Annotated in this window: 10 protein-coding genes; 7 read left to right on the top strand and 3 right to left on the bottom strand. The window is 40.0% G+C overall.

Features of this window, described 5'->3' with window-relative positions; translation table 11 throughout:
* The first annotated feature begins 105 nt into the window (after positions 1-105).
* The 3 genes from GQR87_RS04025 (at position 106) to GQR87_RS04015 (ending at position 3,789) form a co-directional block, all read left to right on the top strand.
* Entirely contained in the window at positions 106-912 is an 807-nt protein-coding gene (locus tag GQR87_RS04025; protein WP_158966785.1) for a MipA/OmpV family protein, read from the top strand.
* A gap of 223 nt (positions 913-1,135) precedes the next feature.
* Positions 1,136-2,143, top strand: coding sequence for an aldo/keto reductase (locus tag GQR87_RS04020; RefSeq protein WP_158966783.1), 1,008 nt, complete (start codon positions 1,136-1,138; stop codon positions 2,141-2,143).
* Positions 2,144-2,886: 743 nt separating this feature from the next.
* Positions 2,887-3,789 (top strand): cation diffusion facilitator family transporter, encoded by a 903-nt coding sequence (locus GQR87_RS04015; RefSeq protein WP_158966781.1) that lies wholly within the window; start codon positions 2,887-2,889, stop codon positions 3,787-3,789.
* Positions 3,790-3,915: 126 nt separating this feature from the next.
* On the opposite strand, the gene GQR87_RS04010 is transcribed toward GQR87_RS04015, so the two are convergent.
* Complete coding sequence (locus GQR87_RS04010) at positions 3,916-5,313, bottom strand: PhoH family protein (RefSeq protein WP_158966779.1); 1,398 nt, start codon at positions 5,311-5,313, stop codon at positions 3,916-3,918.
* A 241-nt stretch (positions 5,314-5,554) separates the two neighbouring features.
* On the opposite strand from GQR87_RS04010, the gene rapA reads away from it, so the two are divergent.
* The 4 genes from rapA to GQR87_RS03990 all read left to right on the top strand — a co-directional run bounded on the left by rapA (position 5,555) and on the right by GQR87_RS03990 (position 10,742).
* Positions 5,555-8,389: an RNA polymerase-associated protein RapA gene (rapA, locus tag GQR87_RS04005; protein WP_158966777.1), complete on the top strand. Its 2,835-nt coding sequence runs from the start codon at positions 5,555-5,557 to the stop codon at positions 8,387-8,389.
* Between the two features lies 1 nt (position 8,390).
* The gene (gene rluA / locus GQR87_RS04000; RefSeq protein ID WP_158966775.1) at positions 8,391-9,047 is read left to right on the top strand and encodes a bifunctional tRNA pseudouridine(32) synthase/23S rRNA pseudouridine(746) synthase RluA; all 657 of its coding nucleotides are present in this window, start codon (positions 8,391-8,393) and stop codon (positions 9,045-9,047) included.
* A 384-nt stretch (positions 9,048-9,431) separates the two neighbouring features.
* On the top strand, positions 9,432-10,250 hold the full coding sequence (locus GQR87_RS03995) for a DUF3530 family protein (RefSeq protein ID WP_158966773.1): 819 nt from the start codon (positions 9,432-9,434) through the stop codon (positions 10,248-10,250).
* A 159-nt stretch (positions 10,251-10,409) separates the two neighbouring features.
* Positions 10,410-10,742 (top strand): hypothetical protein, encoded by a 333-nt coding sequence (locus GQR87_RS03990; RefSeq protein ID WP_199271687.1) that lies wholly within the window; start codon positions 10,410-10,412, stop codon positions 10,740-10,742.
* 58 nt (positions 10,743-10,800) lie between these two features.
* Here GQR87_RS03990 and GQR87_RS03985 read toward each other — a convergent pair whose 3' ends face one another.
* Both GQR87_RS03985 and GQR87_RS03980 read right to left on the bottom strand, forming a co-directional pair.
* Complete coding sequence (locus GQR87_RS03985; RefSeq protein ID WP_158966771.1) at positions 10,801-12,984, bottom strand: xanthine dehydrogenase family protein molybdopterin-binding subunit; 2,184 nt, start codon at positions 12,982-12,984, stop codon at positions 10,801-10,803.
* Complete coding sequence (locus tag GQR87_RS03980; RefSeq protein ID WP_158966769.1) at positions 12,984-13,454, bottom strand: (2Fe-2S)-binding protein; 471 nt, start codon at positions 13,452-13,454, stop codon at positions 12,984-12,986. Before GQR87_RS03980 ends, GQR87_RS03985 begins: the two co-directional genes overlap by 1 nt.
* Between the last annotated feature and the right edge of the window lie 40 nt (positions 13,455-13,494).

Genomic DNA, 13,494 nt, shown 5'->3' with positions numbered 1-13,494 from the left:
AATTGTCAGTGAATAAATAAAAAGAATACACCTTATGACATTTGGCACCTGTAAGTTCGATTTCTGTTGCATAAACTGCCATTTTTACAAATAGGTAAATTTATAATGAACTCTAAAAAGCTACTATGTGTTGTTAAGTTACTCATACTAATATTACTTGCTAAACAGAACCCTACTTATGCCCAGCAAGCTCAGATACAAAATAATCAGGCTTGGCAAATAAAAGTGGGGGCTGCGGCTATTGCTTCAGCACCGGCTTGGGTGAGTAATGATGAGCAAGTGTCGGCGGTACCCTATTTTTCAGCACAACATGGCAATTGGTCGTTTGGTGTTGAAAACTGGGTAAAATATCAACTTCCTATTACCACAGACTTAACTTTGTCATGGGGGCTAAATCCAAGAGCCGATGGATTTGATCCTGAGTTTTCATTGTTTAGTACTTGGTCAAAAGATGATGTGTTTGACAGCTATGAGTCGCGAGATCCAGAGCTTTTGCTACATTCTAACGTGCAATGGTCGTGGCTTAGTATAGGTTTAGCATACGATGTAACTGATAATTCAGCTGCCAGTAGTGGCAACATTAGTTTAACTGTCCCCGTATTTGATAACCACCGCGGTATGCAAATAAAGGTATCAATAGCAGCGGATGCTTTTAGCAAAGAATATGTGAATTACTACTACGGAATTACCTCACAACAAGCCAATTTAAGCCTAGGGCGCAATGAGTACTGGGTTGATGAGTATGCTGTAAAAATGTCGATGGGCATTCAAATGATTTACCCCTTTAATCGTCAGTGGTCGCTAATGACTCACTTAAAATACACTCAGTTAGACGATCTGATAGTAGATAGCCCACTTATTGAAAACGACAATGAACAACAAGCAATTATGGCCTTAGTCTACAGCTTTTAAACAATGGATAAGAGCCAGAAATAGCGACGAACAGCAAGCAAAAGATAAAAGCGATTCACCAAATGGATATAACAGAATTAGTAGATAAAGGAAGTGAACAAATGTTAGTTGTGACTACAGCTATATTTCCATTGATTTAGCTGGCTGTTCCCCCTATCATTTATTCATCTATAAACACTAAGAATCAAAAATAAAAATTGATTTCAAATAAGAGCATTTAATCATGAGTTCATCATCTTCAATTCCCAAAATAGTCTTTGGTACTAGTAGTTTAGGTAACTTATTTGTTGAACTTGATAGCGCGACAAAAAATCAATTAGTACAAGCCGCCGTAGAAAACAGCCAAGGTATCCCTCTTTTTGATAGTGCCGGTAAATACGGAGCGGGCCTAGCGTTAGAATCATTAGCCGCCGGATTAAAAGCCCTAAAGGTAGCCCCAGACGCAGTTAAAATAAGTAATAAACTTGGCTGGAAGCGTGTACCACTGACCACACCAGAACCCACATTTGAACCTGGCGCTTGGATCAACTTGCAACACGATGCGGTACAAGATATTTCATACCAAGGAATTTTAGATTGTTATCACCAAGGTAATGAACTGTTAGGTGATTATGAATCAACCATAGTTTCTATTCATGATCCTGACGAATACTTAGCGGCGGCAAGTGACGAAGCTGATATTAAAAAGCGCAAACAAGATATTTTAGATGCTTATAAAGCGTTAATGGAATTGCGCGATGCGGGTAAAGTAGAATCAATTGGCGTGGGTGCAAAAGATGTTAGCGTTATCGACTTTATTAGTGATCATGTGCAACTTGATTGGGCCATGTTTGCTTGTTCAGTCACGCCGTATACTCATAAAGCATCAACCTTATGCTTATTAAAAAAATTAGGTAAGCAAGGAGTGAAAGTCATTAACTCTGCAGTATTCAACGCAGGTTTCTTGTTAGGTAGCGATAATTTTGACTACAAAAAAATCAGCCGAGAAACCCACCCAGCAGAATTCACATGGCGCGATAAATTTAATAATTTATGTGAAAAATTCTCAGTGTCACCTGCTGAAGTGTGTGTGCAATTTTCATTTTTATTCCCTGAAATTGTTTCTATCGCCTTAAGCTCTAGCTCGCCTAAACGAGTAAAAAGCAATATTTCATTAGCAACAGCTGAGATCCCAGCTGAATTTTGGCAAGCAATGAAAGACGAAAATTTAATTGATATTGATCTAGCCTGACACAGGGGGTAACGGGCAATGACACGTAGGCTAACATTGGAACGAAGCGACTGAGCCTAGGTGTTAATTTTTTATGATGGGTGACAATATTAGATAGTAAAAACTGTCTCCTATTTACTATCTACTGCTCCTAAACTGCTTTTTCTACCCCACTCTGCTTAGTCTGCTACCTTCTGTTTTGCTGCTTTCGTCTTTTGTAGGTCGTCCATTTATGGCGTCTATTTTATAAATTTGACGGGCTAAAGCCGCGACCTACAGTTGAGAAAAATCTTAACCAACTTTAATTCTGTGCCCCTCTGTGACAATTTTTTAGCTTTTAATCTCGTGGCTCGAATCTTGTAGCTTTTAACTGCTTTACACTGCAACATTCTGCTTAGTCTGCTACCTTCTGTTTTTACTGCTTTTCGTCTTTTGTAGGTCGTCCATTTATGGCGCCTATTTTATAAATTTGACGGGCTAAAGCCGCGACCTACAGTTGAGAAAAATCTTAACCAACTTTAATTCTGTGCCCCTCTGTGACAATTTTTTAGCTTTCAATCTCGTGGCTCGAATCTCGTAGCTTTTAACTGCTTTACACTGCAACATTCTGCTTAGTCTGCTCCACTCTGCTTAGTCTGCTTTATCCCAAAACACTAAAAAATAAATAACAATCAGCGAATTTGTTCAGCCGTTAGGTATAATAATAAAATCCACATTTGCATTACTATGTGGTCCTTTATATTTATGCAAATTAGGCAGCCAATATGTCACATAGTCACAATCATGCTCATCATCATGATGGTAAATTAAATCTTGCCGTTTTTATCAATATTTTATTAACTATTGCGCAAATTATTGGTGGTTTATTATCTGGTAGCTTGTCTCTTATTGCGGATGCATTACACAACTTGAGTGATGCAGGAGCCATTTTAATCGCCATATTTGCTAGACGGATTGCCAGAAGACCTGCCAATAGCAAAATGACATTTGGTTTTAAAAGGGCTGAAATATTAGGCGCCTTAATCAATAGTACGATCTTAGTTATTGTTGGTCTTTATCTGATATACGAAGCGCTTAATAAGTTTTTTGATCCACAACCAATAGACGGCTGGATCATCGTCTGGATCGCATCCATTGCACTAATAATAGATGCTTGGACAGCATGGTTAACTTATCAGTCTGGAGCTAAAAATAATCTCAATTTAAAAGCCGCCTTTATTCATAACATGTCAGATGCCTTAGCCTCTGTTGCAGTCATAGTGGCCGGCACTCTAATTATTTTATATCAATGGTACATAGTGGATTTATTAGCCACGATTGCCATATCAATTTATGTGATTTATCACGGTTATAGTCTGGCCAAACAAACTATGGTTATTTTGATGCAAGCCGTACCGGATAGCATTGATATTGATAAACTATGTGCAGAACTAGAAAGTTTAGAATCAGTAGCTAAAATTTGGCACCTGCACGTATGGCAGCTTGATGATAAAGAAATACTACTTGAGACAAGTTTAGAATTTCATGCAACTGACTCATTGCCTGATCTAGAACCGATCAAAACTATGCTCAAAGAAAACTATGGCATTCATCACGCCACCATAGAAAACAGTGCGAAGAATCTAATTGGCCATCATTGTTATGACGTCAATACCGCTAAATCATAAAGCAGTGGCTAGGAGGTAGTTTAAAGATTTAATTTTTACTTCGATCTATTGACTAGCTCCTATCTACTGCTTGTACGACTTACCACCAGCGGCTAATAATTTGCCGCTGGTGACTAAGCTATTAACTTACAAATGTTCTTCAGCAAATTCAGCCAACCTACTACGCACAACGCCGTCCAGGTTAATAGTGGCACTACCAGAGAAGTTTTTAAATTTCTCCACTATATAAGTTAACCCCGATGTTACTGCAGACAAATAATTACTATCTATTTGGGCCAAGTTACCACTACAAATTAATTTAGTGCCTTCACCACAACGAGTAATGATAGTTTTCAATTGGGCAGCCGTTAAATTTTGGGATTCATCTAACAGCACAATCGCATTTTGAATGCTACGGCCGCGCATAAAATTAACTGATTTAAACTGAATGTTGGCTTTTTCCATAATGTAATTCATGGAACCTTTTACGTTTTCATCATTTTTATGCAGCACTTCTAAACTGTCGGTAATAGCAGCTAGCCAAGGTGCCATTTTTTCTTCTTCTGTACCCGGTAAAAAACCTATTGATTCGGCAATTTCGGGTGTACTTCGAGTGACGATGATCTTATCGTACATATTCTTTTCGACCACCATTTCTAAGGCTGCCGCTAAAGCGAGTAATGTCTTACCACTACCTGCTGGGCCAGTTAACACCACCAAATCTATATGTGGATCGAGTAAAGCATGTAAGGCCATAGCTTGGCCGATATTTTTCGGTGTTATGCCCCAAGCTTTACGACCCATCAAACGTTCGTAACCTAAATCTAATATTTCTAAATGATCTTTGGTTACCGACTCCACTAAGCCGGCAAAGTGCTGGCTATCATCTAATAAAAATTCATTGACGTAGGCTTCAGGTAACACCTTACGTTCAATGGTGTGTATGGTATCTCTACCTTCTGTACGACTATCTACCGCCTTGATCTTTTCCCAAAAATCACCAGGAAACTGGTGGTAACCTTTAGATAAATATTTGATATCGGTGATCAACTGATCCGTTCGATAATCTTCAACGTGACCTAATCCTGCACCTTTAGCTTTCAGACGCATATTAATGTCTTTAGTGACTAGGACAACTTGTCGGGGGCTGAGTTTAGCTTGTAGATGTAAGGCACTGTTAATAATGCGGTTGTCGTTTTCGTTGCTGGTAAAAACCTGTTGTGATACTGGCATTCCATGATCAACAAATATCGACAAAGTACCAACTGGGGCGTTTTCACCGGCCACAAGACCTTTCATGGAAACACCTTGCATTAACTCTTCTGGAGTAGCGTCATGCAACAAGTCTTCCATAGCACGAATCGACACTCGAGCATCTCTGGCTACGTCTTTTTTGCTGTCTTTAATGTGGTCTAGTTCTTCCAGAACTGTCATGGGGACTACAACGTCGTTTTCTTTAAAAGATAAAAAAGCGAGAGGTTCATGTAGGAGGATATTGGTATCTAACACATAGATTTTTGTCTCAAGTACATCTTTTTTTGGCATCCGGCGCTCCTAAAGATTGGCAAAACAAACCTGTAATTGCATATTATGTCTAGTCTCAGGGCGCTAATGGTAAACAACTGAGCTTGAAACAAAACGAACCACAGGTTTACTAATCATCAATTAAATTCAATTGACCTATTAACAGTAAACCACTTTCTGCTGACAATCATCTACTTTTAGAAGTACAGAGCAATATTTTTGTTACAATGCGCGCCGCGAAATTTTAGGAGAGGGTAATACCATGGCTAAGCAAAACTTTTTTGCGCTCGGACAACGCTGGTTAAGCGACACAGAAACCGATCTCGGGTTAGGTACAATAGTGTTAATGGAATCTCGAACTATTACCCTATTATTTCCTGCTACCGGTGAAACCCGAGTATACGCTGCACAAACAGCTCCTCTCACGCGGATTGAATTTTTAGTGGGTGATACAGTAAAAAGCCACGAAGGCTGGGAAATGTTAGTGGAGCACGTCGAAGATATAGACGGGCAATTAATCTACATAGGTGAACGTACCGATAATCAAGAACCCGTTATCCTCAAAGAAACCTTTGTTGACCATCATTTTCAACTAAATCAACCAGAACAACGTTTGTTAAATGGTCAGTTTGATGATCCTAAGTGGTTTGATTTACGTGAACAATGCCTCACTCATCAATTTACCCATAGCACTTCCCCTCTGCTTGGCTTTGTGGGTGCACGAGTTGATTTGATTCCTCATCAGTTACACATAGCTTCAGAGGTGGGCAGTCGTCATGCCCCTAGAGTGCTATTAGCCGACGAAGTGGGTTTAGGTAAAACCATTGAAGCTGCACTCATCATCCACCAACAAATACTCACAGCTAGAGCCCAACGTGTATTGATAGTGGTGCCTTCGAGTTTAGTACACCAGTGGTTAGTAGAAATGTTAAGGCGGGTTAATTTAGCCTTTTCTGTTTTTGATGAAGAAAGATGTCAGGCTATGGCCGAGGACGCTAGTAATCCATTTGAAGCCGAACAACTGATCATATGTAGTCTAGATTTTCTGACTCACAATAGTCGTTACTACCAACAAGTATTAGAAGCCGAGTGGGACTTAATGGTGGTAGACGAAGCTCACCATTTAACTTGGTCTGAAGGACAACCTTCGCAAGAATATCAAGTGATAGAAGGCTTAGCCAATATCACTAAAGGTGTATTGTTACTTACAGCCACCCCAGATCAATTAGGTCACGAAAGTCATTTCGCCCGATTAAAACTGCTCGATCCGGCACGTTTTCATCACTACCAAGATTTTGTTAATGAAGAGAAAAAGTACAGTCAATTAGCCACGGCTATTAACCCCCTGTTATCTGGTGATGCTTTATCAGCAGAAGATATTCAAGCCATTAGCCAGTTTGCCGAGCCTGAACTATTAGAAAACATCAATCAAGCAACTGCCGAGGCAAAAACTAAGTTATTACATACTCTGCTTGATCGCCATGGCACAGGCCGCATGTTATTTAGGAATAGTCGTGCTGGGGTCAGTGGTTTTCCCATTAGAAAATTATTTAGTTATGCATTAACCCAACCACAAGAATATGCTCAGATATTGGCTGCAGAACCTGAAAATTTGCAATTACAACTGACCCCAGAGCGTCATCCTGACATGGTTAATTCCTGGTTCGATTTTGATCCAAGAGTGGAATGGTTTATTCAGCAATTAAAAACCCTTAAAGGAGAAAAAGTGCTGACAATATGTGCCAATGCCAGCACTGCTATGCAACTATCTGAGGCATTAAGAGTAAAAGCGGGCACAAGGTCAACCATTTTCCACGAAGGAATGAGTGCTGTAGATCGCGACAGAGCCGCTCATTATTTTGCTCAATCTGACGATGGAGCACAGGTACTTATCTGTAGTGAAATTGGTAGTGAAGGCCGAAACTTTCAGTTTGCCCATCATTTGATTTTATTTGATTTACCTTTGGTTCCCGACTTACTTGAGCAACGTATTGGTCGCTTAGACAGAATTGGGCAAAAACATGATGTGTGTATTCATGTACCGTATTTTGATATGAGCGCCCAACAAGTGCTCCTAGATTGGTATCATTTGGGTTTAGGTGCGTTTGAACATACCTGCCCTACAGGCATGGTGGTACATGAAGAAACCGAAGAGTTACTTGCTGCCTGTATCCAAGATCCTAGCAATATTGATGCATCAAATAATCTGATTAATCAAACCGCCAGTTTACATAAAGCGCTAAAACAAAAATTAGAACAGGGCCGAGACAAGCTGCTCGAATTAAATTCTTCGGGGCAAGGCCGTATTGATGGATTATTACAGCAAATTTTAGATGCAGAGCAATCTCCTAAACTCGAATTGTTTATGAACCGTTTATTCGATGGTCTCGGTTTTTTACAAGAAGATCATGGCGAAAGTTGTTATTTATTGCGCCCGACTGAAACCATGATTGGCCCACTTCCCGGCTTAGATGAAGAAGGCTTAACAGTCACCTATGAACGCACCACTGCCACGCTATTAGAACATGTACAATTCTTAAGTTGGGATCACCCAATGATCCAGCACGCAATGGACATGTTAACCACAGATGTGATTGGCAAAAGTTCAGTGGCATTTTGTCATGACAAAAGCCAACCACCTGGCGCTTACTGGTTAGAATGTTTATTTGTATTGTCAGCTAAAGCCGATAAAAAACTACAATTGGCTAAGTTTTTACCTCCCACGCCGTTGAAAGTATGTGTTGATGCCAAGCTCAATCTGTCAGATAAACACTTTATTCAATTAAGTCCCGTTAAGGGTAAAATGGGTAACCAATTAATTAATGCCTTAAAAACCCAGTTAGAGCAGTGTATAGAGCAAGCTCAAGAGCAAGCCAATATACAAGCTGAACAAGTAAAAAGCAGTCGTATTAGCCTGATGCAAGAATCTTTAGGAGATGAGCTTTCTCGCTTACAAAGTTTACAGAAAGTGAACCCAGCAATCCGAGATGAAGAGATAGAACATGTGGCGACACAAATCAATAGTTTGCATGAAACCATGAGCACTGCAAAATTAAATTTAGAAGCGGTCCGTTTAATTGTGAATAACCCGCAATAATATGGCTATTCTAAACTACGCACCACCAACCAACCCCTATTTAGATATCATCTATCAAGATGACGATATTTTGCTATTAAACAAACCTAGTGGTTTATTAAGTGTGCCAGGAAAAGCGTTCGAACACAGAGACTCATTACAAACTCGAGTACAAACTGTATTCCCAACGGCCACTGTGGTGCATAGACTTGATATGGCCACATCTGGCTTAATGGTAATGGCGTTAAATAAGCCAGCCCATAGGCACATATCTAAACAATTTGAACTCAGAGAAACCAGTAAAACATACATAGCCGTTGTGTATGGACACACTGCAGCAGAAAGTGGCACAGTTGATTTGCCGCTTATTTGTGATTGGCCTAATCGACCAAAACAAATGGTTGATCACGAAAGAGGTAAAAAAGCCTTAACCCATTGGTCTGTATTACAAAGAAACGAAAATTCAACTCGAGTCGAATTAAAACCTATCACAGGGCGCTCACATCAGTTGCGAGTGCATATGTTGAGCCTAGGCCACCCAATTATTGGTGACAGACTTTATGCCCATCCAGAAGCACTAGAAATGGCAAATAGGCTCAACTTACATGCCCTAACTTTGAGTTTTCGTCATCCACAAAGTGAACAAGCATTAAACTTTGAAACTCCAGTGCCTTTTTGAAGCGGAGAAAAGCAGTTGAAAGCAGTAAATAGGGGATAGGGGCAAGGAAATAGAAAAAGCAAAACGTTCGAGCTGAGAGCTATTAGCTTTTAAACTGCTTTAGTCTGCTTTTCAAAAATGGATTCCTGCTAACGACATGCAGAAATGACTGACTTTGAGGTTGGCTGATGTTCTTGCACCAAATCTCAGAGATTTAACTATCTGCTAGCTACTATTTGCTATCTACTGCTTTATAACTATTAAATCCATTCAACATTAAAGAACTGACCTGATCTTTCCGATATAGGGTAAACGACCCATTAAAGTTAGCTTGTTATCAAATACTGTTTACTTTTTTTACTTATATTAATCAGCAAATTAAGTTTTGCTGCACTTGATAGCCAGATGTTAAGACAACTGGATATTCAGCGTGGCCTGTTTCCTGACGAATATCAAAGTGTAGAATTAGACGGCCAACAGTATGTATATGTTCTACGTGAAAATACTACCCCCATAACCCGTGGTGTAGCGGTGCTGATTGCTGATTCAGGCGTTTCTATGCTCAGTCAACAAGGGTTGGCAATGTTGGCAACTAACTTAAATGGTCTTGGCTGGACAACATTACTCTTATCTGCACCTGACACTGCGTTTTATCCTTTATTAGAACAAGAGGCTGTCGCTGAAGAGAACAACTCCGCAGCAAGCACTGAGGAGGTTACGCCCCAAGCAACAACTGAGCAGCTACCACAATCCACCCACAATAAAACTGCAGAAAAGAGCTTTGATCCCATAGCTTTTAATAATCACCAAGCAGACTTGATTAAACTACTCGACGTGGCAGAGAAAAAAGTAGAAGAATATCCTGGGTTTTATCTAGTCGTAGGCCAAGGTACAACAGCCGCTTGGTTAACAAAAATTTTTGCTGAGGCCAAGTCGAACATTCCTGATGCATTTGTGGCTATTAGTCCATTTTGGCCTGACAGAGATTACAACCGACAACTGCCGCTTTTAATGGCTAGAAATCCTATGCCGGTGTTAGACATATATTCATTAAACGACAATTATTGGGCGTTAAGCACCACAAAAATAAGACAAAGCTCCGCGCTAAAAGGGTTAAAATTACATTATCGACAAAGACAATTAGTAGGTAATCCACAAGCCCAACAAAAATCCAATTATTTAGCTAAAGAAATGTACGGTTGGTTAAGTAATATGGGGTGGTAAATTTTCATACCAAGATGTTCAATAAATGCTCAAAAATACAATTTAATAACGTCATGTTATAAAAACGTTACAAATTAATTGTCGACAAGTTCTGCGAATCTCAAAAAAATCACTATACTTTAGTCTATCAATAAACAAAGAAGTGAAAGAAATTTAACCGTGGCCACAGTCGATCGTTTTATACAGCGCAAATCAAAACAATTGGCATTTTATGTTCGTGGATTCCTGCAAAATCAAATTACCTACTCAGAATTAGACCTGTTTTTTTGGGATACTATGGAAGAATGGACACAAATTAAAAGTGGTAAGCAAACCCCTTACGAAAGAATAGAACAAGTATTTTGGCACGTATTGCATCAAGTACATTATTGGCCACAAAAAACCTTATTAGAAGATGAGTATCTAAGAGAAGAATTAGAAATGTGTTTAACCTTTTTGGAAGGAAAAAGTGAATACCTTCTGCCTATAGACTGCATCGGAATTCGTCCTTAAAATTCTAATTTAATAAAAAAGCCGTTAGAGAAAGTCACTAACGGCTTGAAAACAGAGCTTAAATAGTTTGAGGTGTAAAGGGTAAGTCTCGATAACGTTTGCCTGATGCAGCAAATACCGCATTACTTAATGCTGGCGCAAAAGGCCCCACACCAGGCTCCCCCAAACCGGTTGCATCAGCATCACTCTCTATAAAATGTACATTCACTTTCGGCATTTCATTGATACGGATCACAGGATACTGATGAAAGTTTGAGTTTACTACGGCGCCATCTTTAAACACTATTTCAGTACGCAGTGCCAAGCCCATCCCCATCACCACTGCCCCTTCCATTTGCGCTTTTGCACTATCTGTATTCAACACTTGCCCACAATCGACAATGGCATCGACTTCTAATACTTTAATATCATCTCCATTGACTTCAACCCTTACCGCCATAGCGACATAAGATTGAAAACTATAATGAACGGCTATACCTAAACCTTGGTTTTTAGGTAAAGCATCCCGCCCTGCCCAATTAGATTTTTCAGCGGCCAAAGCTAAGGCTCTTTTAGAGCGCATCACTTGTTCGGCTTTCTTTTTATTCTGATTATTGTCGTAAATGTCATTCAACATAGTGACAGTATCTTTTTTCACTTTATGGGCTAATTCATCAGCAAAAGTACCAAAAGCAAAACCATAGAAAATAGCATAAACCGCTCGATACCAACCAATTCGAGTATGAGCAATAGCCTCACCCGTTTCACTGCGCACATTTTTAATGCCAAAAGGGTGATTCAATACTTCGGCGATATCCCCTTTGCGGGCTCTATCTGTTGACGGATTGAACAAAGAAGTAATAGGTGGAAATGCAACTCTGTGTAACCAGCCACTAACTTGGCCATTTTTATCGATAGATGCTTGAATATGTTGGGCATTGATAGAATGAAAATATCCAGTACGCATATCTTCTTCTCGAGACCAAATCAGTTGTACTGGAGCTTTAACTGCTTGGGATAACACCGCAGCTTCGTGTACATAATCACACTTAAACTTACGGCCAAATGCGCCACCAGCCATAGTTACATGGACTAAAATATCCTTTGGCTCACGCTTTAAATATTGTGCTAACACCTTTTGAATATCTGCTGGGCTTTGTGTGGCAGCCCATACTTCACAACTATCATCTTGTACCCAAACGACACTGGCATTAGGTTCCATAGGCGAATGAGATAAATGTCCACCAGTATATGTGGCTTTAACTATAGTGTCCGCCTCAGCAAAGGCTTGTTCAACATTGCCTCGCTCTTTACCTAATTCAGCTGGCGATTCAACATTTTTAACTAATTGCGCTTTATAAGCTTGGGTATCGTAACTGCCATTTTTACCAGCGTCCCACTCAATTTGTAATAACTTTAATGCTTGTTGCGCGGTCCAAGTATTATCAGCAACCACAGCCACACCACCAATTGAACCAAAAGGCACATCGAATCGAGGGATTTCAATCACATCAAACACTCCTTGCATGCCAAGAGCGGCAGACTTATTGCCAACACTTTTTAACTTTCCACCTAACACTGGACAATGAGTGATAGCGGCGTATTTCAGACCTGGCATTTTAGTATCTACACCATAAGTCAAAGTGCCCTGCAAAATATCATCTAGGTTATGTCTAGCTAGACCTTTACCTATATATTTATATTCTGACTTTTCTTTTAACTTAGGCTTTTCTGGCACGTCCATAGTCGCAGCAAGACTAGCAAGTTCACCGTAAGACAATTTTTGTTGGTTAATTTGATTAATCACAAAATGATTTTCAGCCACACATTCAGTAACAGGTACATTCCACACTTTGGCCGCAGCAGCAATCAACATGAGTTTGGCCACAGCACCTGCTTCGCGCATAGGGATGTACATTTTACGAATACTGGCGGAACCACCTGTAGCTTGCGAACCGTATAATTCTTCATTACCGTCAGCTTGACGTACTTCGACTCGCTCCCAATCAGCTTCTAGCTCATCGGCTACCGCAGCGGGTAAAGCGGTACTTATGCCTTGGCCCATTTCACAACGACCACAATAAATTAATGTGTCGCCATTTTCGCCAATGTGGACAAAAGCATTAGGGTTAAAATTGCCATCATCGCCGTCAATAAACTCAGCCATAACATGTTTAGGAGCAGTCACTCCTAACACTAAACCGCCAGCCGCTAAGCCAGAAGTTTTCAGAAATTTACGTCTACTCTCATTAGTAATAGCCATTATTTCACTTCCTTATACATGACTTCGGCAGCATCAGAGACAGCTTGCTTAATACGTTGATAAGTACCGCAACGGCAAATATTACCTTGCATGGCATTATCTATTTCATCACTACTAGGTTTATTGTTGGTGGCTAAGAAGCTAGCTGCATTCATGATTTGGCCTGCCTGACAATAACCACACTGCGGGACTTTATTGTCTAACCAAGCTTTTTGTAATGGATGATCGCCCTTGGCAGATAAACCTTCGATAGTAGTAATTGACTTGCCAGCGACAGCAGAAACAGGTAATACACAAGAGCGTGTGGCTTGCCCGTCTACATGAATAGTACAAGCTCCGCATAAGCCCATGCCACAACCAAACTTAGTGCCAGTTAATTCCAATTTATCACGTAAAAACCATAATAAAGGCATATCATCAGGCACATCTATGGGATAGTTTTTTTGATTGATTATAATGGATGTACTCATTAAAGCTTTCCTTTCATGTAGGCCTAACTGAGCCCTTAAA

The sequence above is a fragment of the Paraglaciecola sp. L3A3 genome (genome assembly GCF_009796765.1).
Taxonomy (GTDB): Bacteria; Pseudomonadota; Gammaproteobacteria; order Enterobacterales; family Alteromonadaceae; genus Paraglaciecola.
The sequence above is the reverse complement of the archived record's forward strand: the minus strand, read 5'-3'. Positions and strand labels throughout refer to the sequence as shown.